This is a genomic window from Brasilonema octagenarum UFV-OR1 (genome assembly GCF_963888615.1).
Classification (GTDB): domain Bacteria; phylum Cyanobacteriota; class Cyanobacteriia; order Cyanobacteriales; family Nostocaceae; genus Brasilonema; species Brasilonema sennae.
Genome location: NZ_CAWPKW010000288.1, coordinates 1 through 24,388, shown reverse-complemented (window position 1 = coordinate 24,388; position 24,388 = coordinate 1). Strand labels below are relative to the sequence as shown.

The following is a 24,388-nucleotide window of genomic DNA, read 5'->3' as shown; positions in this document are numbered from 1 at the left end:
AATGATCAACCGAGAGCTTTTTATGACACTGATTTTCCTGATGCCTTTAATTCTTCTCTCAACATTTTCTGATAAATCTGTGGTAAAGACTTGCTCACAGAATTAGTTTCTATACCATATCCCAAACTTGTCCAAGTAGGAGACAACCGGCGCAAAACATCTGGTAACTTTTCTTGACGTAGCTGTTGAGAAATATCAGTTCTCCAAAATCGAGAGTCACTTAACCAACGATAGACAACTACGTCTTGATACTCTGGTTCAAAACTATAAGAAGCCCAAAACAAAAATCGTCCTGGGCTTGGGTGATAACGTGATGCTATATTATACCATGTGAGATTAATAATTTGATATCTACCTGCTGCTGTAGAACAATTACCTTTGTTCACACCTGTAACAATAGTGACGCATATCTCAGGATGGCGGCTAAGGTTGTTAACGTGCTGTCCACCATACAACACTGAATAAGGACGGTTGCCACTTGCTTCACTTGCTGAGATGGTTCTCATCAAAGCACGGATATAAGGATCGCCCCCTTTCATAACTAAGGGAGGCTGTTTGTTGGCAAAGGTAGGATCGACATGCGATCGCAAATCTCCAAATATTGACCACTGCAACAAACATACGAAGCCAAGAAGTGCGGCTATTGGTGCTATGAGTTGTTCAACGCCGCCTTTGCGTTCTAAGCTTTTGTTCAGAGTCCGACTCCTTAAAAAATTAGCTGTTATTGCCATCAAAATATAACAACAATCTTCCACGCACTCATTCCGGAAAATAACCAGAAAATTAGTCAAAAGTCAATAGCCATTAGTGATTAGTTATTCGACTCTTGACCCCGAAGGGGTCAAGAGTCGCAGGTGACTGGCTGACTAAGCTGGCTCACTGCTTTGTACTAAGACTTAAGCGACATTAGCAAACAGTTCTCCAAAGCTTTTTGCGGGAGCATTTTCTTTGGCAACAATCTCGACAATTTTATTTTTTGCTGCGGGTTCAAACAGCGCTTCAACAGAAACCTGGGCTACTTTTTGTCGGGGAATGCTACCCTCGAACAATGTATCAGCGCTTTGCATCACGATTTGGTTGGAATTATCTTCATTCTTTAAACCACCCGGTCGGACAATTGTATAGTTTAGACTGCTTTTCTGGATGTACTCCTCAGCTTGCTTTTTCCAATACAAGATTAGCCAGAACAAGTTTAGGGGATGAAAAAACTGAGACGCAGCCAAAGAAGAAACTAAGACAATATGCTCAATTCCTTTAGCCTTTGCCGCATCTACCAAATTTTTAGTCCCTTCATAATCCACTTTATAAGGTCCTGTTGGATCAAAGCTTGGTTTTGCGCCAGTGGCACACAGTAGCACTGTGCTATCTCCCAAAGCAGCAGACAAGCTTTCTGGCTTTAACACATCCCCCACGACTAACTCGGCTTGAGCACCTAGAATACTCCTTGCTTTTTCTACATCCCTGACTAAAGCACGAACGGGAATATTCCGCGCTATGAGCTGTTGTACTATCCGGCGACCTGTTTCACCTGTTGCCCCTGCTACAAATGCTTTCATGAGAAACGCTATCCTGGAAAACTAGTATCTGTTTTTCAGTTTCCTATTTTAAAGATTCTGACCAAGATTTAGATGAACCACATGACAGATGATTAAGATTCCGTCAAAATGGAAATTCAGTACGAAATGTTTTATCTACCAGCCGAATTATTAATTTAGACAAACACTCTGACTATAAAAGAACGCTTTTATGGTTTCAAAGCACCCGGATTATCAATCCTTTGACACAACAGAAGCAATCTTATCTATGACATCGACTCAAAAAGCTGGAGACGTAACTCAAGAAGCAATAGGAACATCAACACGGTTTCACGGTCGTTATAAAGACCATATGGAAATGTATGCCACAGCTGGAACTGTTGCTGAATACCTCAATAATCACGGCTCATGGTTTTCGCGCTGTGCTGATCCCATGAAGGTGGAAGCATTAGGGAAAAATGGCTATGCCTTAGTTATTGGTCGTTTTGGCTCTTTTGGTTACGAAGTAGAACCAAAAATCGGTTTGGAATTATTACCTCCAGAAGAAGGAGTTTATCGGATTTGCACTATTCCCATTCCTGACTACCAAGCCCCTGGGTATGATGTGGATTATCGTGCTGCGCTACAGTTACAAGAAAATGTGGGAAGTAATTCTTCCACCTGCTTAAGTGAAATGACACAAGTTGAGTGGGAATTGGATCTCAGTGTTTATATTCATTTTCCCAAGTTTATTCAGCGACTACCCAAGTCTTTAGTTCTATCTACAGGTGAACGGTTACTTAACCAAGTTGTCCGCCAAGTTTCGCGCCGCCTAACTCGCAAGGTACAGGAAGATTTTCACCAATCCTTGGGCATTCCTTTTCCAGATGGTACCAAGAAAAAATAGTCACCGATCACATGTGCTTTAAGTTTCAAAGTATGCTCCGTCGAGCATACTTTGTTTTAAGTAGCGTGCCCTATGGGCATATGTTTGAGTAGGCAGAGTCAACACCGATTTGTTTTTCACCTATGACCCTTCGGGTTCGCCAGATGCCTGGCTGTCGGGAAAACCCCACATGCTATCTCCCAAGGGGAGACGCAATCATGCGAACAAGCCGGGAAACCCGGACGCCAGACGCCTACGGAGGGAGACCCTCCTGCAGCGCGGGCTCTCCAACGCAGTGGCTCCCCTCCCGCAGCACTGGTCTCACTAATGACTCATGACTATGCTCCAGTGATAAGTTTGTTGACAATTTCCATCCCACTGAGAGCTTGCAATGCAAAAAGAGCTACAATTACAAAATTTAACAAAATATGTGTTACACGCGCCCAGTTTGCGCCTTTTTGCATAAAAGGAGACAGGGAAGCTGAAATGGCAATTAGAGTTGTCATGCCAAGTCCTATGAGTAGGTGAGGTCCAACGAACAACTTACCATTGTTGATGTAAGTGACAGCCATCGCAGCAACAGCGCCTGTTACCATCAAGGCTAATATTACAGAGCCGATTTGGTAATGCTTAACGTTGTATTTACCTTTGATTAATTCTTTCTTTTCTTCACCTTGAGCATTTCTTGTCCGTTGGACTTGTAATCCCAGATATCCTGCATACAAGGAAAGTAGTAATAACACCCACATGATGATTGGGTGAACGAAGTTTAACGAAAACTTTACTGATGGTGAAAGTTCCATACCTAGTGTCCCTCTTCTTAAATCTTCATAAAAATTAGCATAACGCTTATTGGTAATGGGGAAATGGGATGATGAGAAGATGGGGAAAACACAGGACGCGCAGACGCGGGGACGCGAAAACGCGGAAAATCATCAGTGAGTAATTGACGAATGACTAATGACTAAAAATAACGATGTCTTGCTGCTATCGGCTGTGAAAAATGGTGATATGAAGCAGGTGCAAGCACTGCTTAATGATGGTGCCAACGTAGATACGGGCGATCGCGATGGCACTACACCCTTGATGTTTGCTGCTCATTTCGGCTACACCGAAATTGGGCGATCGCTTCTTGATGCAGGTGCTGATTTCGACTTGAAAAGAAAGCGCTATAGGTTGACGGCTTTGATGTTAGCGGCGAGTGCTAACCAACTTGACATTGTAAAACTTTTAGTATCTAAAGGTGCGGATGTTAATGCGACCAATGAAGATGGTAGCACTGCCTTAATGGTTGCCGCCTTAAAAGGAAACGCTGATGTGATGCGAGTCTTACTTGCTGCTGGTGCCAAAGTTGATCTTAAAGATAAAGATGAGGACACGGCTTTTCAATTAGCAATACGCGCTGGACATGCTGAAGTTGTCAAATACTTACTAGAAAATAATGCAGATGTCAACTCCCAAAATGAAGAGGGGGAAACGGCATTGATGATTGCGGCAGATTTGGGACATTTGGAAGTTGTGCAAGCGCTGTTAGCAGCAGGGGCTGATGTTCAGGCGAGAAATCTTGATGGTGGTACGGCTTTATCAGCGGCGGCGGCGGCGGGATATAGTGCGATCGCAGCCGAAATACTCGCTCGCGGTGCTGATGTCAACGTCCAAGATCAAGATGGGGAAACAGCCTTGCATCTTGCTGTTGTTGAAGGTTATACCGATGTAGTAGAAGTCTTACTCAGCAAAGGAGCAAACGTAGAAATTAAGAATCATTTAGGAGATACACCCCTACTCGTGGCAGCTTTGCAGGGACACAGCCAAATTGTCGAAAAATTACTGCGTCAGGGAGCAAATGTAAATGAAAAAAACTTGGGTGAGCAACCGTTGATGCTAGCAGCAATCCAAGGATACACTCAAATAGTGAAAGCTTTACTAGATTATGGTGCTGATGTCAATATTCAAGGAGATGATGGAAAAACGCCTTTAATTAAGGCAGCAGAACGTAACCATCTAGGCGTGATACAGCAGCTTCTAGCAAAAGGAGCACAAGTAAATCCAACAGACTCAGCAGGTGCAACAGCACTGATGTGGGCAGCTTCGCGGGGTTATGAGGAAGCAGTGCAATTGTTACTCAAAGCCAGGGCAGATGTGAAAATTAAAAACGAAGGTGGTTATACAGCTTTAATGCTTGCAGAGTTTAATCAGTATCCTAGCGTGGTGCGAAGCCTGTTGGCGGCAGGTGCACAGGAATAAGTAAGGATAAGTCCTACTCCCATTCCTCAAGGAATGCTTCAAACCGCACCAGCGCCGAAGGCATATTCTTTCGTCCAAATCCAATGCGAAAGTAGTTACCCGGAAAATCGTAAATGCGCGAGGGCATAAGAAGCACGCCTTGCTTATGTACAAGAGCTTCTACCAGTTCATCAATCGGGCGATGCGCCTTGTAGTGAACGAATCCGACACACCCTCCTTGAGGACGAACCCATGAGAAGCGATCGCCATGTCGGTGGAAAAAGTCGTCAAGGAGTCCAAGGTTTTTATCCACTATCTCGATGTTGCGACTCACAAGAGCGTCTTTGCTTCGCAGAGCTATAAGCGAGAGTACTTCCGACGGTGCGCTGTTGCAGATTGACGTATGGTGTTTGGCTATTTCTGCTTGATGGAGGAGGTCTTTGTCTTGTGTGACAATCCACCCAATTCTTAAACCAGCAAGTCCGAACGCCTTACTCATGACGCCGAGGCTGACACCCCGCTCGTAGCGAACCGCAATTGGGAGACCCCATGTTGTCGAAGATGGACCTAGAAGGCGGTATACCTCGTCGGAGAAAATGTAGATTCCCCGTTTTCGGGCGAGATCGATAAGTGCCGATGCTTGATCATCCGTAAGTACCGCGCCTGTCGGATTATGAGGGAAATTTATGATAATGAGTCGCGTACTCGGCGTGAGAGCATCTTCGATGGCTTTGATGTCGATCTGCCACTTGTTCTCTTCCTTGAGTCGCACCGCAGTGACACGCGCTCCGAAATGACGAGGTAAGTCTTCGAGGGACTGATAGCAAGGAGTCAGAACAATTACGTGGTCGCCCTCTTTCACGAGAGCTTGCATACTACAAAATATTCCGTCTTCTGCACCTGCCAAACACACTATGTTCTCTAAGTCAAGACCTTGATAGAGCTTGGCTATCTCGTTACGGAGAATCGGAAGACCTTTGACCTCAGTGTAACCAAGGTGGAGTCTGCTCCATAACAACTTCGATTCATCGTCAGCCAGCGAAAGAATCTCTTCGAGGGATCGAGATTCGGCATCACTGCAACACAGAAGATAGGGAGCGTTGAATTCCCATTGCGACAAGTATTCTTCCAGACGAAACACTGGCAATATCATGTTTTCCCCTGTCTTTCTTTCTTTCATTTGTCCGAAGTCCAATCTAGTAGCTCCAGTGCTTCTAAAAGATCGTCGAACAGGTCTACTTTAGCATTAGGTATTTCCTAAAAAGCGGCGCTGCTCTGAGCAACGCACTGCCTCGTCTTTGCGGTTTATTTTTTCATTATTCTGCGTAAGTCCTGGTTATTTATGATGGTAATATGTGAAGATGAATCCGATTATCTACCTGATGAAAAAGTATTGATAACTGTTCACAAATCAAAATCATTTTGCACTTGCTTGAATTAGATTTAATGTTGAATTTTGAATTTTAGCGTAGCGTGCCGTAGGCAGCAAATTTTGAATTCTTAAAGACCTATGCACGCAGTTTTTTATAGTTATCAAAAGCGGCTGTTTCCATTCCCTGGATGTAATATTGGTCGGGATCAAAGACTCCATGTGTTGTGATCATCATGGCATGGATCAATGCCTTAGCTTTGAGCAGTGTTTCCTGAAACTCCATCTGGGGATCGCTAAGCGCCACAATACCGCCGCCAACGCCGATGGTGGTTTGCTCAGGAGTCAGCACAGCGGTACGAATGACAATATTCAAATCGGCTGAACCGTTCAATCCCAAAAAGCCGACCGCCCCTGAGTAAACTCCCCGTGCTGACTGTTCTAATCGATCAATAATCTCCAGGGTTCTAAGCTTGGGGGCACCTGTCATAGAACCGCCAGGAAAGGCGTTGCGAATGCAGTCTGTAGCGCTCATATCGGCGCGTAAATGACCGCGAATCGTCGTCACCAGTTGATGCACCGTAGCATAGGTTTCCACATCCATCAATTTGGGAACATGCACAGTGCCCACTGCACAAACCCGTCCGAGATCATTGCGAAGCAAATCCACAATCATCAAATTCTCCGCCCGGTCTTTTTCGCTGTTGTGCAATTGTTCACGCAAAATAAAATCTTCTTTGGGTGTTTTTCCACGTCGCAGCGTCCCCTTGATCGGCTTTGTTTCCACCCAACCTTGGCAATCAATCCGCAGAAATCGCTCTGGAGACGAGCATGCAATTGCTAGATCGCCAAACCGCAAAAATGCAGCGTAGGGAGCAGGATTGATGCGGCGTAATGAACGATAGAACGCCAGTGGCTCGGGAGTCGTGTCTGTCTGAATTTGGTTTGTCAAACAAACTTGATAAGTTTCTCCTTCGTGAATTTCCTGCAAGGATGTTTGAATATCACCAAGGTAAGTTTGATGCGATCGACTTAATCGGAAGATAACAGGGGTCTGTTTTTTCTCAGGAACAATTGGCGACAGGGGAGCAAGCTGGTCAATCTGTTGTCTGATCGATTCAAACCACACTTCTGCTCTTGCTGTTTGTCCCTGCTGAATTAGACACAGTAGATAGAGGGTTTGCTCCTGATGATCGATCGCAATCATCCGATCAGCCAACAGGAACATTGCATCGGGTAAGGCAGAGGGGTGGTTTAATTGAGATCCGCACTCTGCTTTTAATTCATAGCCAAAGTAACCCACAAACCCGCAGTTGAAATCAAAGGGTAAATTATCAGATGGGCAGTGTCGCCGTTCAATTTCTTGCTTGAGATACTCGAAAATCCCCTCTGTCCTGTAGCTTACCGTATCGGACTGTGTAAGTGTGAGTTTTTGCGATAGCGTCCGATAGTGAATCAGCAGACTGTTTTCGCCGCTGCTATCTCCCATAAAGGAGAAGCGAGAAAGATTCGGTTCAACACGACTGCTGTCTAGCCAGAATGCATTTGGTGATTTGCCAAACAGATGCACAAACATTTGCTCAGTATCTGGACACAGATTTAGCTGGCGCGTACAAAGTTCAAATTCCTGTTGCTGTTTTTGGCCCGAAGAACTTGAAGGCATTGGAGCAGTTTCACTATCTACTGTCCAATAGTGTTTTCTGGGACTTTTGCCTCGATCTTTGGCAAATTTTAGAGTCATTTCTTTAAAATTCTCTAATAAGGTTTGTCCATACTGAGTACAAATTGACTCTGGATGAAACTGCACACCCCATAGCGGCAAAGATCGATGGCGCAGTCCCATCACAAGGTTGTCCTTTGTCCACGCCACTTTTTCTAAACAGTCCGGCAGGTCATTTGAAACCAGCAAGGAATGGTAGCGCACAACAGAAAAGGGAGAAGGAATTCCCTTAAACAGCTCAGTTCCAATGTGATAAACAACGCTCGTCCTACCATGCTGAACTTCAGGCGCATGAATAACTTTTCCCCCATACTGATAACCAAGTCCCTGATGTCCAAGGCAAACGCCTAGAAGCGGTACCTGTGTATTTTGAATAGCTTGACGACAGATACCAAAATCTTTTGGGTTCTCTGGACGACCAGGACCTGGTGAAATCACGATATTATCAAATTCCCACTGTTTGAGTTCATCCCATGCAACTTGGTCATTGTAAATTACAGTTGGATATTCTCCATTGACTTGTGCAATTAATTGGTAAAGATTAAAGGTATAAGAGTCATAGTTATCAATAATCAGGGTTTTCACGTTGCCATCCTCAGGACATTAGCAAGAGTTAGTCGGCAGTAGCACAGTACGAAGTTATACTGGCTTGAAAACATTAAGTTCATAAATTTCTGTAAATAAATCTTTTATAAATGTAGTTAATCTTGGTACCTCATCTGTAGAGGAAAATGAGGTCTTATGTTATACATTACTTTTGTCAAATACAGCACATGAATCAAAACAACAATTTACAGCAAACAGATGATAGTTTGCCTTTATGGTCTGCCGAAGATGTAGATTTGTCTAGTTTTAATGCCTTGAGAAGTCCGGATGATAAGAAAGGCAAACAAGTCTTGGACATGAGGCAGTTATTTTACAAGCAAGTCATCATAGATGATGAGACTGTTCTAGATGTGGAAACGATAAAAGTTCCAGGATTTATCGGTATAGCAGACGAACAGAAAATTACAGATCCGAATGGAAGCAGCGTTTCCGGACACGAAGATATTGTGCAGTATCTTGATAAGTACGGTTTACTTATCTGTACTTTCCAATACAATAAAGACCGATATGGTAAAGCTATTGACCTGCGCAAACCACCAGAGGATCATGAGTTGTCAGATTTGGTGGAAATTTTTATTAAAAATGAAGGGCATCATTCTGGTGCTATTGTACCTGCATTATGGAACGGTGGAAGAACAAAGGCTTTTGGTAGCTTGAATGAACCAGACACTTACCATGACGGGCTATATGGACACGATGGGTTTATTGCTGTCGCTCAGCGATTAGTTTTTCCGGAATTTGTTACCCCACAACAAGCGCGTGGCTATACCGACAGCATGATCTGTTGGATGGCTTTAATGAACCCGTTTGTGGAATTCTCAGAAAATGATTTTAATGGAAACGATCCAACTCACGTGTGCGATGGCCCAACTCTCAAAGAATTTTTGCAAAACTGCGCCCTTGCTAGTCTTGGTTCAAAAGAGGCAATTGATTTCCTCAATAATTCAGAAAATAGAGCCTATTGTGCTGAGTTTATTTATATTTGTCTGAATACTCCTGTCTACCCGTTTAATAAGCAAGGGTTGACCTTATTATTGGATGGTGATAAAGCAAAAGCAACAGAAATACTCAAAATTCGCGACAAACAAAACAGCAAAAAGAAAAATATCCTCAGCAAAACCAGCGAAAATCTTCAATTTAAAGAGTTTAACATTCAAATGCCAGTAGTACCTGAGGACTTGCCACCTCTTGATGTTCTCATGGCAACAAATGGACAACCACCTGAACCTAACAGCATTCCCTTCCCTCCTTTCACACTTTCTCAAGTACTGCGCCGTGCTTTCCGTACTCTATTAAAGCGCCAAGAAGATGTAAATAATACCAAAATTTGCAAAGCACAAGCCCAAATGTTAGGGTACTTAGAACCTTTAATTCTGAGACAATTGGGTATCATTACACCTCCTAGGGAAACAGAATCTCCTAATGAAGGTCTGATTTCCAGAATTCCTTTGGAGTTTTTCTCGGTTTCTCCTGCGCCTAATGATCCAAAAGTCAAAGCCGTTCGCGAGTTCATTGCTTTTGTACAAGAACAACTACAACGTAAGTTTGACAGTTATGAAGAATTTGACTTGGGTTTTGACCAAGTGATGGCGAAAGCAGATGAGTTGATAGGTAAAGATGGTGTCACTTATTTTATCCCACCGCGTATTTACGTTGATTTGGGACAACATGAGGGTGATAACAATTTACCCAAAGGTTGGGGTTTTAGGTTAGAAACTATGGGGGCACTTATTTATCGGGGATTTATTCGGGGAACTGGTTCAAGTTCTTTGCCATCTCATGGAGGTGCTGATCCTGTAACTAACACACCGTCACATGAGAGAGATCATCAACCAAGTAGCAAGCAAGCACCGAGTTCTATGGGTGGGAATAGGATGCACTAGGGGAACTTCACGACAGTTGATCGAAAGGGCTATTGGGGAAGTTTTTAGAGAAAATCAACTGGCAGAGAATGCAATTGCAGGTTTTGCGACTATTAATAGTAAATCTGAAGAATTGGGTTTACTAGAACTTTGCCAGCACCAAAATTTGTTTTTAAAAACCTTTCCGCCGGATGTTCTGAGTCAAGTCTGTGTCCCTAACCCATCTCAAGTGGTTGGAAAAAAAGTAGGAACCTGTAGTGTGGCAGAGGCGGCGGCTTTGTGTGCAGCCTCTAACTTCACTTTTGTTGAGTCTTCCCAGATAATGGTGATTTCTGTAGGATTAGGGGTGAAGTTAGTCGTTCCTAAACAAATTTTCAGTTTAAAGGGGCTACCAGGAATCGTAACAATCGCTGTTGCCCAAGCCCTATCTTAGATTCTTACTTGACGACTAACACAGAACAATTGGCATCTTCCACCACTTGAGAACTCACAGAACCCTGGACAATTCGGTTCATACCAGTTAACCCGCGACTGCCAATGATAATTAAATCAGCTTTATAAATATTTGCAAGGCGAATAATCTCTTCTGGTGGGTTACCGGTAACAAGTTCTATATTGCTTTCAACTGGTAATAGTGTTTGGTAAGATTGCAGCTGTTTTTCAATATGAAAATAAGAAAATGTTAATGACTCTGGCTGAGGACGATCAGCGGGTAGTTCCATCTCCGATTCGGATGGAGAAAACACATGGCAGAGAATAACTTTGCTGTCTTTTTCCAGAACCAGTTGTTGTAGAGTGTGAATGACTTTGTCTGCAAGTTCGGAATCATCTAGAGCAACCAAAATAGTCTTTAGCACCGATGTCCTCTCCACAAGAGTAGACTTTTTACTTGACTTTTTCCGACTATCTGTTAATTATATCTTTCTTAAGAATATTGAAACTGTAATTTTATATGGATCACAAATATTGACTTGTCAAACGAGCTTGACAAATCGCCCCTTAGTTCTCGTACAAAAATTACCTTTTTATTGAGAATTATTCATGAAGGTATAAGGGTTAAATTATTCGTGAGGGATGACTGGCACAAATGTTGAAAAAGACTTGAGTCAGGAATAGCTATATAACTCACAAATGAAATAAGTTAATGGCTATACTCACTAGATCCAAGCTGTGGACATAATTTTGTATAGCCTTAAACTTTCAGTTTGAACCCATAGGCTGAGTTTTGCGTAATGTCTAAGGAAAAAATTAATAATTCAAATTCAAAATTACTCTTGCTTTTGGACTCGACGTCTGACAGAATCAGCATGAGAAGGCAAGCCTTCAGCTGTTGCCAGTACATCAATTGCACCAGCCACTTTTTCTAGTGCGGTTTGAGAGTACTGAATAATACTAGAGTGTTTCATGAAAGTTTCGACTCCCAATGCTGAGGCATAACGAGCCGCACCAGAAGTTGGTAAGGTGTGATTAGGTCCAGCTAAATAATCTCCTACGGCTTCTGGTGTGGAATAGCCCAAGAAAATAGCGCCCGCATTCCGAATCTGTTGTAGTAACTTCCAAGGATCTTCTACTTCCAACTCTAGGTGTTCGGGGGCAAATTCGTTTGAGAGTTCTGCTGCGGCTTCCAAGGTTTCTACAATCACTATTAAACCGTAGTGAGCGATCGCCTTTTCTGTAAGCAAGCGCCTTGGGTGATCCACAAGTTGTCTCTCCACCGCCACTTGTACGTTTTTTGCTAAAGCTGCATCCGTGGTCAGCAAAATTGCTGCTGCCATCGGATCATGTTCTGCTTGCGCTAACAAATCAGCGGCAATGTGTACAGGATTTGCGAATTCATCAGCAATAATGAGGACTTCGCTTGGTCCAGCTAAGGAATCGATGCCGACAGTACCATAGACGAGTTTTTTCGCCAAAGTGACGTAAATATTGCCTGGTCCTGTGATGACATTAACTTTAGGAATCGTTTCTGTACCATAGGCTAAAGCGGCGATCGCCTGTGCGCCTCCGACGCGATAAATTTCTTGTACTCCAGCTTCTTGTGCTGCTACCAACACTGCTGGGTTAACTGCTTTGTCTGGTCCTGGTGGTGTGACCATTGCCACACGCGGGACACCAGCTACCTTTGCCGGTATTGCGTTCATCAATACCGTACTTGGATAGGCGGCGCGACCACCTGGCACATATAACCCTGCTTTATCTACTGGTGTGTAGCGCTTGCCTAACACGATCTCATCATCGCCAAATTGTACCCAACTTTTGGGGACTCGCTGGCGGTGAAATGCATCGATTTGGCGGCAAGCAAGCCTGATTGCCTGGAGCAATTCCTTTGATACCTGTTGGTAGGCTGCATCCAGTTCTGAGCCTGTCACGCGCAGTTCATCTGGCTTGAGGGTTTGCTTATCGAATTCGGCGGTGTAATGCAGTACAGCGTTATCGCCTTGGCGCTTCACTGCTTGCAACACTTCCCGCACTGTTGCTTCTTTGTGAAGTACCTGTTCATCATGGGTGCGATCGCAGATCCGTTGTAGTTCTGCTCTAACGTCTGCCTGCTGAGTAATAATTCGCAGCATGGAGTAAGGACAATGCCAACTTGAGAAAATTCTTACCTGAGAATGAGTTTTGCTTTTAACCTCAAAGGGCGTGAAGCTAATCTAACTCTCTTCTCTAGCTTAACCTGGATTTTTTTGATACTTCCATGGCTTTAGGCACATGGTTCATCTCATAAGGCAACAAAACGAGGATATTTTTACTTGCCTTTTTTCGGACTTAACAGTAAGAGAGCCAAATAGACTCTTGGTACCAGCGAGTAGGGATACTAGTTCCCTGTCTCCTAGTGACTTTCACTCCTAAAGTTTACAGTCGGTCAACTATATGCTTATTCATCCGCTCCCCTTTTCGAGTCTAAGTAGAAACTGATTATGATTATTGGCTATTTTTACTTAACTTATCAACATATTTACAGAAGCGATGTGCTTAATTGCTGTATGTTAACTTTTGAACTCTAAACGTTCACATAATTCTATTGAGAGCAATAAATTTCTCTTTGGGAGGAACTACATTGACAGTGTTCACTCATCATAACCCTTCCTTAACTAAAGTTAGGAAATTTTAACAAGGATTTTGAATTCATAATTTGTAGCATAGCATTTTATCTTAGCACATTTAGAGAATTAACAACAAGCATGAACAACTGGGTTTTCATGAAATTGTAGACAAAAGAGAGTTGTTTCATTCAAGGATATATGCTTACAGGCTGTCTGTGTTCACTTAGTTTAAAAATATTTTTGTCAGTTAAATAAGGAAATGAGAAGTATGAATTTTTTTTATACAAGGAAACGGAAAAACTCAAATTTTCATCACCAGTTACTCATGGTGTCCGTAACTACGGTAATATTTATTGCGAGTATCATGAGTGACTTGCCTGCTCAAAGCCAGGTAAATGAGATAAATAATGAAATAGTTATGGAATTACCACTTTCAACTCGTGGCGCAAAAATTATCGATGCCAAAGGACGACAAGTTTTGCTAAGAGGTGTTAACTGGTTTGGCATGGAAACAGAAACTCATGTTCCGCACGGGTTGTGGAAGCGAAATTATAAGGAGATCTTGGCACAAATAAAGACACTTGGCTATAACTTAATTCGCTTACCTTACTCTGTACAAGCGCTATTGTCACCTAATATTAGTGGTATTGATTTCAGTATTGGTAGCAATCAAGAATTAGAAGGTAAAACTCCAATAGAAGTGATGGATTTAATTATTGAGGAGGCAGAAAGTCAAGGGTTACTCGTTTTACTTGATAGTCACTGTTTGAGTGATAAACGCATTGCCGAATTGTGGTATGAAGACAATTTTACAGAAGCAGACTGGATTAATACTTGGACAATGCTAGCCAATAGATACAAGAATCAAACCAACGTTATTGGTGGTGATCTAAAAAACGAACCTCACGGAAAAGCGAGCTGGGGTACTGACGATTTAGCAACAGACTGGCGACTTGCAGCAGAACGGGCAGGAAATGCAATTCTTGAGGTTAATCCTAACTGGCTGATTGTTGTGGAAGGAGTAGAAAAGAATGTTCCTACACAAAAGCTGCCTAACCATTGGCACGGTGGTAATTTAGAAGGAGTGAAGCGCTACCCAGTGCGTTTATCTCGTCGCAACAAGCTTGTCTATTCACCTCATGAATACGGCCCCGGAGTTGCGGAACAGTCTTGGTTTTCTGATCGAAAATTTCCGAAAGATCTTATCAATCGCTGGCAAATAGGATTTCATTATATTTCTAGTCAAAATCTTGCACCCATTTTTGTTGGTGAATTCGGTGGAAGGAAAGTAGATACAAATTCTAAAGAAGGAATTTGGCAGAACGAATTTGTGCAATATATTAAACATAAACAATTAAGTTTTGCTTACTGGAGTTTCAATCCTAATAGTTCTGATACAGGGGGTATTTTATTAGATGATTGGCAAAATATTGATATTCCGAAACAGCAACTACTGTCCCAAATGCTGCCAGTTAGTTTTTCTCAAGTAGCACCTGTTTCAGTAGAAGAGGATACAGAAAAAAATATTCCCTCTATTTCCCCATCACAAAATTCCTTATCTCCTCTTTACCGTATTTCTTCCTCTTCTTCCCAACTAGCTGTTAGTTCTGATATTTACGCAAATTGGCAAACAGGATTTTGTGTTAGCTTCAAAATCCTAAATCAGGGAAATACGAAGGTTAACAATTGGCAAATAACATTTGATATGAAACAGGCTGCTATTAATAATTCTTGGAACGGTAACTTTAAACCTCAAGGAGCAACACAGTATGCTGTCACTCCACTAGACTGGGGACGGATAATTGAGCCAAATCAAGTACGTGATGTTGGTTTTTGTGCTAACAAAGTTGGTTTAGACTACCAACCGAGGGAAGTCAGAGTCAAGAGTCAAAGGTAAAAAGATAAGACTTTTTCTGCGGTAAGTATTTATTCGGTTTTTATAATTTCTACAGATTTTCTCTGTACGTATATCACTGACACGCCGGGAATAATAAATTTAAATCGGGTAATTCGTGACGTAGGGATCAGGCAGCTATGCTGAAACTAACTAGGTGTAATCAGGAAAAGCGAACTGGAAGCAATGAGAACTGTAGGGCAAAGCCCTTGCCGTGGGGCGGATAGCATGCTTATCAAATCAGCTTTTTGTCAATTTTTAACTGTTTAGTTATTTCTACCACTCAGCACAAGTTATCAATTTTCTGAGGCTTTGTTATGTAAGCACCAAAGCCTTAATATCTCCGCGTAAAGGTAATAGTTTTCAAGAACTATTACAACTTTGCAATCAATATACTATAGGAATCCGGTTTGATTTGGTGAGACCAGTGCTGCGGGAGGGTTTAGCCAGGCATCTGGCGTATCTCCTCCACCAGACGCTCTTGCAACGCCGTAAGGCGTGCGCTCTGCGCACACCCAATAGCCGTAAGGCGTGGCGTTAGCCATAGGGTGAATTAACTTGTGGAAGTAGAGAACGCTTAACAGAAAGTGTACCTAGCTTCGTTAAAAATCAAAAATGAGTTCTATATCGCCAAAAACTTTGAAAAAAATGATAAAAACTCCTCAACATTGCTATCAGATTGCCCAAAGATCAAAGCAGGATCGAGAAATCTGCCTGCAACAGTCGCAAAAAATCAGAAAATTTGTGCCTTTTGAGTTAAAAAAGCAGGATATGTCAGACTGTTTTCTGATTTCTGAAAAACTCTATGGTCGCCAACATGAAGTTGAAACTCTAGTGGCTGCTTTTGAGCGAGTAAAAGGCAGTGGAACAACTGAAATGATCTTAGTAGCTGGTGCCGCTGGTGTGGGCAAAACAGCAGTTGTTAAAGAAGTTCACAAAGCGATGGCTTCGTCAGGCATGACACGGACAATAAGTCAGAGGCTTGACGCTACGCGTATCGCGCAACCGCGTAGTTACTTTATCCAAGGGAAATGTGACATATTACAACGTAACATTCCCTTGTCAGCATTGGTACAAGCTGTTGAGGACTTAATTGGACAATTGCTAAGTGAAACTGATGCTGAAATTCAACAGTGGAAAAGTAAGATTTTGTCAGCGTTAGGTGAACAAGCTCAAATCATTATTGATGTTATCCCTAAACTGGAACTCATTATTGGTAAGCAACCCTTAGTTCCTGAGTTATCTGGTATTACTCCCCAAGATACCTTCATTTTATTGCTGAAAAATTTTCTAAAATTATTTACAAAAAAAGACCATCCCTTGGTTATCTTCCTCGATGATTTGCAATGGGTAGATACATTTAATTTGACATTTATTAAATCATTGATGACTGGGAATTCAGATACTATAAGAAATAATAATCACTGTGATATTACGTTAAATAATCATACAAATCAGGATGACAACGAAGGGGGTTTACTTTTCATTGGTGCTTACCGTCATAATGAGATTTTAAAAACACATCCGCTATGTGTAACAAAAAATGAGCTAAAAAAAACAAACGTAAAAATTAACACTATGAATCTACAGCCATTAAATCAGGCTAATTCAAATCGTCTCATCGCTGACATCCTGTGTTGTTCAGAAGCGCTTGCTATTCCTCTCAACCAAATGGTATTTGCAAAAACTAAAGGCAACCCCTTCTTTATTCGTCGATTCCTTAAAGATTTATACGATAAGGGGCTAATGCAATTTAATTTTGATGTTGGTCATTGGGAGTGTGATATTACTCAAGTCAAGGCGTTAGCTTTAACAGATGATGTCATAGAAAGTATGAGAATTCAAGTAGAAAACTTACCAAAACATACTCAAGAAGTATTGAAATTAGCTGCTTGCATGGGGAAGTCTTTTGATATAAAAACTCTTAGCATTTTATATCAAAAGTCTGTAGTAGATACAGCTAGTGATTTGTGGGCTGCCTTAGTTGAAGGGCTAGTTATACTTGAAGTTGATAATGATAAGCTTTTTTTAAATAAGAATACTTATTCAGGAACTATCTCTAGTCAAGAGGGGAAACAACAATTATCAAATACTAATTCTATACCTCAATACAAATTTATACATGATAGAGTACAGCAAGCTGCTTATTCTCTAATTGCTGATTCAAAAAAACAGTCAATTAACCTGGAGGTTGGACAACTACTGTTAGATAACACTTCCATTGAACAACGGGATGAAAAGATTTTTGATGTGGTGAATCAGTTCAACGTAGCAGTGGCACTAATGAACTATAAGACTGGTGCGACAAAGTTACAACGATGAGTTCGAGTTAACCAGAAAAAACTATAAATTTCCATGAATTTCAAAAAGTTTAGCATAAAAAACTCGCCCCAGTTGAGGAATTCCTCTGATTGGGGCGAGTAAGTTAGTACAGCTTTTCATTCATAGGGGTTCCAAATGCTGGAGGTTGATCTTGGGTTGCCCGGAGTGCAACCCAACCTACAACAAATTGACGAATTCTATACCCCAGTTACTGTGATGTGTACTCACCAAGTTATTAAGCAGACGAAATACTACTCGTCGTCATCATCGTAATCGTCGTCTTCATCGTAGTCTTCTTCTGCGAAGTCATCAAGGTCAGTTTCGCTATCAGAAGGAAGCATCAAATCATCCTCATCCAATATGGATTTTTCTGGACTGCGTCTGAGACCAAAACCATCCCCGTTAACAGTGGGAGAATCTAATTGATAGCTTCGGGCTGTGCGGTCATCCAAGACCATATCGAGTGGATCGTCAACTTCATCCAAGACAGTGGTAGTCATATCAGCAGCATAGTCCTCGATCGCACCAGGTTCTTCATAAGCGTTAAACCCAGTACCTGCAGGAATCAGTCGTCCGATAATCACGTTTTCCTTTAAGCCGCGCAACCAATCAGACTTACCTTCAATTGCCGCCTCAGTCAAGACACGCGTTGTTTCTTGGAAGGATGCTGCGGAAATAAAGCTATCGGTATTCAACGATGCTTTGGTAATACCTAATAATACTGGGGTATACTGCGCTCGTGCACCACCAGTGATTGCCATCGCTTCATTGACTTGCTCGACTTGGCGCAACTCTACCAATTCTCCAGGCAGCATGCTGGTGTCACCACCATCATCTATCCGTACTTTCGAGGTCATCTGGCGGACAATAACTTCAATGTGCTTGTCCGCAATATCAATACCTTGGGACTGATACACTGATTGCACTTCGTTCACCAAGAACGTTTGCACCTTTTGCAAGGCATGGCTGGCGCAGGCATAAATTCCGTCTTCAGAACCCAGGCTGAAGAAGATGTCCAAAATTTCATGGGGATTAGAAGGACCATCAGTTAATGCTTGTCCGGCTGTGATTGGTGATCCATCTGGCATGATCAAGTTTTGTCCGGGTCCTAGAGGATAATCGGTGACCACACCATTGGATTCAACAACTTTCAGCGCGATCGCTTCATCGCCATCGCCGTAAACGACCTTGAGTTCTCCAGTACGACGTGCTAGTATACACGCCTCTTTTGGCTTACGGGCTTCAAGGAGTTCCTCAATTCTGGGCAAACCTTGAATGATGTCCCCAGTCTTGGCGCGTTCAAACACCAACAACACTAAGTTATCACCACGTTGTACTAGGTCGCCATCGTCTACCTGCAACACAGCGCCTCCACTGACTCGGTACGGACGACCAACACGGAGTGTAACGGAGTAGTTCACAGTAGTGAGTGCTGATTCCTCAGTAGGGGGTATTTCTCCTTGTGCCTTCTGGGCTTTTCTTTCTCCTTTCTGTAGTGCCAGGACTTGCCCAGATTGCTCGGCAAAGACTCCAGGAGCAATTTCTACACCTTCTACTACCAACTCACCGACTTTGACTTTGGGTGGGGAGCTCAAATTAGTCGTAGTCATGTCAGTGTGGCGCAACACTAAACAGCGGCGAACCGCCTCTGTTCCCTTTTGCACCCCCCGCACAATACCCCCTTCTTTACACAATATTTGGGTACGTGCGACGACAGAACTTGGGACTATTGTTTGTCCATCCTCTACTTCCAGGCTTGTCTGAGTACTGCCTTGGGTTACGTCAGCAGCTATATCCCGACGAAGCACCAAAGATTCCAAAATGACTAGTTGCAAGCGCTGAATTTCTGGATCCTCAACATCCGCTACTAATTCAATATCTGCTGCCAAGGGGGAAGCATTGTGGTCTTGTTCGCCTTCCTGCTCAATTTCCAACACCAGTTGGGTTCGCAGCAGTTCAACACCTTCGACGGTCTTGACACGCTCAGAATCTTTGTATGGCAGACGCTGTACTGCCCGCAATTGAATTGAACGACTTGTTTGTTGACTGACTGATGTGGTTGATGGCACATCAGGATTGTTGGGTACTGCAAACTCAACAACTGGACGACTTAACAGTCCTGGACCTTCTGGTGATTCCACATATTCGATGTAGCGCAACTCTGTCGCGACTTGCCCTAATAATTCTTCACCGGGCTGAATAAAGGTGCCATCTTTGCCCATCACTGCTTCTGGGTCGTCCACCATCAACAGTTCTCCTGGCTTAACAACCACTTCCCGGAGAATGTAGTTTTTCTGAGTGACTTCGATCACACCACTGTTTTGGCAGAAGATATCTTTCACGACTTCGGTGCCAGCTTCAACAAACTGACCGTCTTCTACCATTAGCAGCGAAATATCTTTATTCACTTCGTGGGTTTCTTCAGGAATCCAGAGGAGGGTACCTCCCTGCACTACCTCGTAACCCAGCTTTGCCTTACCTTTTTTCTGGACATCCACACCAGCGTATTTCAGCAATCCACCAGTGGTTGTGCGATAGCGGTCATCAATCAACTCAGCTACCACTTGACCATTTTGAACTTTTGTGCCTGGGGTTGCTCTCAGGTTAAAGACTTGGTTGTTTCCAGTGGTGACTAAGTAGTTGTTGCGACCTTGAGCGGTTTGCGCTGTTACTGTTGCTTGGTCTAAAACCACAGAAGCAGTGATAATTTCAATTTCCCGTGTTCCTTTACCTGGGGTTGCTTCAGGTAAGCGGACCACACCGCCATGTAACGTTGTTAACTTGGTTTCTGCTAGAACACCGTTGGATTCTATGGTGTCACCATTGTTGACCACCAACTCTGCTCCTGGGGGTAAGTTATAAACTTCCCCTGAGAGAATCCAAATCAATCCCCCCCGTGCTGCTGTTGTTGTGGTGTTTCCCTGACGGTCAGTTTTTTGTTCTGGCACAACATCGGCAAATTTGACTTCCCCTGCCATGTCAGAGGCGACATCTTTGACTGCTTTTTCTGTATTGATACGAGTTGTACGTCCACCGATCGCAACCTCAGCCACTAGCTGACCTGTTTTAATCTTTTGCCCATCAACAACGTAGAGTGTTGAACCTTGGGTCACAGCAATGTCTTGAGGCGTGGGGGAGCCAGCGTTGTCTGTTACTACTTCTAAAGTAATGTTGCCATTGGCTTCTACATACAGGGCGTCTTCCCCGTGGCGGGTGCGGTAAGCCCTTGTCCGCAATTTACGTGGCAAGCGAACGGTACCAGCGGATTCTGCACGGACTTGTTTTGCTACTTCACCAGAGAAGACACCACCTGTGTGGAAGGTACGCATTGTCAGCTGGGTACCAGGTTCACCAATACTTTGTGCCGCAATAATACCTACAGCTTCGCCAAGATCCACCATCTTAGCGTGTGCCAAACTCCAGCCATAGCAATGTTGGCAGACGGATCGCGCTGCTTCACAAGTCAAAGGAGAACGCACGACGACTTCTTTGACTCCGGCCTTATCAATTTTGCGTGCCAGTTCATCGGAAACGGGGCTATTACGTGCTGCAATAACTTCTTTTGTTTTTGGATGCACGACATCCTCTCCAATGACTCGTCCCATTAACCTTGTGCCAAGGTTAATCAAGACTTTCTCACCTTCTGTCATAGCTCGCAAAGGAATTCCCCTGGTGGTACCGCAGTCAAATTCTCGAATAATCACATCCTGCGATACGTCCACCAAACGGCGGGTAAGATAACCAGAGTCAGCAGTCCGCAAGGCTGTGTCTACTAGACCTTTTCTCGCACCGTAAGACGAAATAATGTATTCTGTTACCGTCAGTCCTTCGCGGAAGTTTGTTTTGATCGGCTGGTCAATAATTTCTCCTTGGGGATCCGCCATTAGTCCTCGCATTCCGACCAATTGGCGCACCTGAGAAATGTTACCCCTTGCTCCAGAGAATGCCATCATGTACACGGAGTTAAGGGGGTTATTTTTCTTGAAGTAGTTGACCACTTCGTCTTTGAGGGCTTCAGAAGTACCGTTCCAAGTGTCAATCACTTTTTGGAATCGCTCTACTTCGGTAATTTCTCCACGTTGGTAGCGTTCTTCTGTTGCACGAATTTCAGCTTCGGCGGCTTCTAGAAGCGATCGCTTGGAAGGAGGAACCATCAAATCATCAACACTGATGGAAACACCTGCTTTGGTCGCGTAGCGGAATCCCAAATCTTTTAATTTGTCTGCCATCATTGCTGTCCGGGCCGTACCATAATGGATGAACGACCAGGAGATAAGGTTCTTCAGTTGACCTTTGTCAACGATGCGATTCCGAAAAACCATTTTGTCATTAGTCATGAGTCATTAGTCCTTAGTCATTAGTCATTGATCAAGGCGAGACAGTATGAGGGTTTCCCCCTAGCAACTGCCTCTGGTAGAGTCAAGGATCAACACGTCATTGGTCAAAAAAACTTTGAACTCTTAACTTTTTGACCCTTAGGGGTTTGCCAGTTGCTGTAGCCTGACCGACACTTTGGGCAGTGCTGCTTCGCTCCCGCACTGGCTCACTTTTGACTCTGCGTGACGGTTAACTGGCGATCGCTTCTTGAATTGCTTTATTATAAATAACGCGACCTGGTGTTGTACGTATATACTGAGACATCATGTTTCCCTCAGCATCTTCTCTGACTCGACGGAACTTATACAGCAAAGTCCGGCTACCATCGTCATTGGGTTTAACTTCAACCGGTTCTATATCTGGCTCACCTGTCTCGACTTCGCCGTCATATCGCACATAGATGTAGGCATGGAGGTCAATTTGTTGCTGTTCGTAAGCCATGACAACATCATCAAGACAAGTAAAGTACCGTCCTGCGCCTTTTGTTGCATTAGGATTTTCTGCGGTTAAGTAATATGCCCCTAAGACCATGTCTTGGCTAGGTGTAATAATTGGTCTACCAGTTGCTGGTGACAAAATGTTGTTAGACGCCAGCATCAATAACCGTGCTTCCGCTTGAGATTCCAAAGATAACGGTACGTGTACCGCCATTTGGTCACCATCAAAGTCAGCGTTAAATGCTGGACAAACAAGTGGGTGGAGCTGAATTGCTCGACCTTCTACTAAAATTGGCTCGAAAGCTTGAATACCCAAACGGTGCAGCGTCGGCGCACGGTTGAGCAGAACAGGGTGTCCTTCTATCACTTCTTCTAGAACATCCCAAACACTCGGGTCAGAACGAGATATCAACTTTTTCGCAGCTTTGATGTTATTCACCATTCCGCTACGAATCAGCCGATTGATGACAAACGGTTGAAATAGCTCAATTGCCATTTCTCGTGGCAAACCGCACTGGTGGATGTTAAGCTTTGGTCCGACGACTATCACGGAACGTCCTGAGTAGTCAACCCGTTTACCGAGTAAGTTTTGCCGGAAACGTCCTTGCTTACCTTCGATGATGTCGGACAAGGACTTGAGTGGTCGGTTGTTTGCGCCTACGACCGTGCGTCCCCGACGACCATTGTCAATCAAAGCGTCCACTGCTTCTTGCAGCATCCGCTTTTCGTTGCGAACAATAATCTCTGGAGCCAAAATTTCTTGCAGGCGTGCCAAACGGTTGTTGCGGTTAATCACTCGGCGATATAAATCATTCAAATCGCTCGTCGCAAATCGTCCACCGTCCAACTGCACCATTGGGCGCAAATCTGGGGGAATAACGGGAATCACAGCCATAACCATCCACTCAGGCTTAGATCCGGTGGCGATGAAGTTGTCAATCACCCGTAGCCGCTTAATCAGCTTCGCCCGCTTTTGACCTTTGGCGGTCGTAATTTCTTCCCGCAAGGATTCAGCTGATTCTTCTAAGTTAATATCGGCGAGCAACCGCAACAACGCTTCTGCACCAATACCGACCTCTACCCCAGCAAGCGTCGAATCTTCTGAGTAAATTTGGTCTTCGATTTCCAGCCACTGGTCTTCACTCAGTAACTGTTTGTAAGTTAAGGTTTCAGCATTGCCAGGACTGAGAACAACATAGGAATTGAAATAAACAATTTGCTCTACATCCCGCAAAGGCATATCTAGCAGGATAGAGATATAGCTGGGAATGCCTTTGAGATACCAAACGTGAGCGACTGGTGCGGCGAGTTTAATGTAACCCATGCGGTGGCGGCGCACTCGTGATTCAGTCACTTCCACGCCACAGCGTTCGCACACAATACCTCTATGACGCACTCTCTTGTATTTGCCACAATGGCATTCCCAATCTTTAGCTGGACCAAAGATGCGCTCGCAGAACAAGCCATCCATCTCCGGTTTTAAAGTACGGTAATTTATTGTCTCTGGCTTTGTGACTTCACCAACTACCTGACCATTCGGCAAAGTTCTCTCACCCCAAATCCGAATGCGTTCTGGTGATGCCAAGCCGATTTTTACGTAGTCAAACTGATTATTTTGGGCTACTCTCATCTTTCGTCTAAACTGTGTTCTAAGTTATTACTTCTGAGGTACACGGCTGATAAACTCCGTGTTGGTGTGAGTATTTAGTTGTTAGTTATCAGTTCTCAGCTATTACTGTTCACTAATAACAATTTACCCTCTGGGTTTGCCTTTAGCACATACGGCACAGTCAGGCTGTATGTGTTAAAAGTGCCGTAGGCATACACATTGCGTGTTCTTATGTGCGAGTATCTGCTTATGCCTACGCTACAAACACCGGCGCAGCCGTGGCGTAGGCATATGGTTTAGGAAAACGCTACGCATGAACAGTACTCGTCTGAGTGTGGAGTGATTACCCTATGGCTAACGCCACGCCTTACAGCTATCGGGAACGCCCGTCGCCTGCCCAGGGAAACCCTACCAAGATCGCGCTGGACTCACCAGATGCCTAGAGATGGAAACCCCTTCGGGTTCGCCCTTCGGGTATCTCCTGCCCAGACGCTACTTTGTAAGTCCCAAAGGGACACGCTTACG

General features: G+C 43.7%; 16 protein-coding genes. 6 read left to right on the top strand and 10 right to left on the bottom strand.

Annotation, left to right across the window (positions count from 1 at the left end; genetic code table 11):
* Positions 1-20: 20 nt before the first annotated feature.
* Both AC5590_RS24860 and AC5590_RS24855 read right to left on the bottom strand, forming a co-directional pair.
* Positions 21-731: a glycoside hydrolase family 24 protein gene (locus tag AC5590_RS24860; protein WP_169266065.1), complete on the bottom strand. Its 711-nt coding sequence runs from the start codon at positions 729-731 to the stop codon at positions 21-23.
* A gap of 165 nt (positions 732-896) precedes the next feature.
* Positions 897-1,556 (bottom strand): NAD(P)H-binding protein, encoded by a 660-nt coding sequence (locus AC5590_RS24855; protein ID WP_169266051.1) that lies wholly within the window; start codon positions 1,554-1,556, stop codon positions 897-899.
* A gap of 190 nt (positions 1,557-1,746) precedes the next feature.
* Here AC5590_RS24855 and AC5590_RS24850 point away from each other — a divergent pair, with 190 nt between their 5' ends.
* Entirely contained in the window at positions 1,747-2,421 is a 675-nt protein-coding gene (locus tag AC5590_RS24850) for a DUF1997 domain-containing protein (protein WP_169266050.1), read from the top strand.
* A 317-nt stretch (positions 2,422-2,738) separates the two neighbouring features.
* On the opposite strand, the gene AC5590_RS24845 is transcribed toward AC5590_RS24850, so the two are convergent.
* Complete coding sequence (locus AC5590_RS24845; protein ID WP_169266049.1) at positions 2,739-3,203, bottom strand: DUF4079 domain-containing protein; 465 nt, start codon at positions 3,201-3,203, stop codon at positions 2,739-2,741.
* 157 nt (positions 3,204-3,360) lie between these two features.
* Between AC5590_RS24845 and AC5590_RS24840 the strand changes: the two genes are divergently transcribed.
* Entirely contained in the window at positions 3,361-4,644 is a 1,284-nt protein-coding gene (locus tag AC5590_RS24840) for an ankyrin repeat domain-containing protein (protein ID WP_169266048.1), read from the top strand.
* A gap of 13 nt (positions 4,645-4,657) precedes the next feature.
* On the opposite strand, the gene AC5590_RS24835 is transcribed toward AC5590_RS24840, so the two are convergent.
* Both AC5590_RS24835 and pabB read right to left on the bottom strand, forming a co-directional pair.
* Entirely contained in the window at positions 4,658-5,803 is a 1,146-nt protein-coding gene (locus tag AC5590_RS24835; RefSeq protein ID WP_211178518.1) for an aminotransferase class I/II-fold pyridoxal phosphate-dependent enzyme, read from the bottom strand.
* Between the two features lie 328 nt (positions 5,804-6,131).
* Complete coding sequence (pabB, locus tag AC5590_RS24830) at positions 6,132-8,297, bottom strand: aminodeoxychorismate synthase component I (RefSeq protein WP_169266047.1); 2,166 nt, start codon at positions 8,295-8,297, stop codon at positions 6,132-6,134.
* Positions 8,298-8,485: 188 nt separating this feature from the next.
* Between pabB and AC5590_RS24825 the strand changes: the two genes are divergently transcribed.
* Together AC5590_RS24825 and AC5590_RS24820 are read left to right on the top strand one after the other, a co-directional pair.
* Positions 8,486-10,201: a hypothetical protein gene (locus tag AC5590_RS24825; protein WP_169266046.1), complete on the top strand. Its 1,716-nt coding sequence runs from the start codon at positions 8,486-8,488 to the stop codon at positions 10,199-10,201.
* On the top strand, positions 10,134-10,613 hold the full coding sequence (locus AC5590_RS24820) for a cobalamin biosynthesis protein (RefSeq protein ID WP_169266045.1): 480 nt from the start codon (positions 10,134-10,136) through the stop codon (positions 10,611-10,613). The genes AC5590_RS24825 and AC5590_RS24820 overlap by 68 nt, the downstream gene beginning before the upstream one ends.
* 4 nt (positions 10,614-10,617) lie before the next feature.
* On the opposite strand, the gene AC5590_RS24815 is transcribed toward AC5590_RS24820, so the two are convergent.
* On the bottom strand, positions 10,618-11,037 hold the full coding sequence (locus AC5590_RS24815) for a universal stress protein (RefSeq protein WP_169266044.1): 420 nt from the start codon (positions 11,035-11,037) through the stop codon (positions 10,618-10,620).
* A 411-nt stretch (positions 11,038-11,448) separates the two neighbouring features.
* Positions 11,449-12,750, bottom strand: a complete 1,302-nt coding sequence (hisD, locus tag AC5590_RS24810) for a histidinol dehydrogenase (RefSeq protein ID WP_169266043.1) — start codon at positions 12,748-12,750, stop codon at positions 11,449-11,451.
* A gap of 742 nt (positions 12,751-13,492) precedes the next feature.
* Between hisD and AC5590_RS24805 the strand changes: the two genes are divergently transcribed.
* Positions 13,493-15,121: a cellulase family glycosylhydrolase gene (locus AC5590_RS24805; protein WP_169266042.1), complete on the top strand. Its 1,629-nt coding sequence runs from the start codon at positions 13,493-13,495 to the stop codon at positions 15,119-15,121.
* A 392-nt stretch (positions 15,122-15,513) separates the two neighbouring features.
* On the opposite strand, the gene AC5590_RS24800 is transcribed toward AC5590_RS24805, so the two are convergent.
* A complete protein-coding gene (locus tag AC5590_RS24800; protein ID WP_169266041.1) occupies positions 15,514-15,663 on the bottom strand; it encodes a hypothetical protein in 150 nt (49 codons plus the stop codon).
* Between the two features lie 70 nt (positions 15,664-15,733).
* Here AC5590_RS24800 and AC5590_RS24795 point away from each other — a divergent pair, with 70 nt between their 5' ends.
* A complete protein-coding gene (locus AC5590_RS24795; RefSeq protein ID WP_169266040.1) occupies positions 15,734-17,440 on the top strand; it encodes an ATP-binding protein in 1,707 nt (568 codons plus the stop codon).
* A 251-nt stretch (positions 17,441-17,691) separates the two neighbouring features.
* Here the strand turns inward: AC5590_RS24795 and AC5590_RS24790 are convergent, their stop codons facing one another.
* Together AC5590_RS24790 and AC5590_RS24785 are read right to left on the bottom strand one after the other, a co-directional pair.
* Positions 17,692-21,777 (bottom strand): DNA-directed RNA polymerase subunit beta'', encoded by a 4,086-nt coding sequence (locus tag AC5590_RS24790; RefSeq protein WP_169266039.1) that lies wholly within the window; start codon positions 21,775-21,777, stop codon positions 17,692-17,694.
* 229 nt (positions 21,778-22,006) lie between these two features.
* On the bottom strand, positions 22,007-23,884 hold the full coding sequence (locus tag AC5590_RS24785) for a DNA-directed RNA polymerase subunit gamma (protein ID WP_169266038.1): 1,878 nt from the start codon (positions 23,882-23,884) through the stop codon (positions 22,007-22,009).
* Positions 23,885-24,388 lie beyond the last annotated feature (504 nt).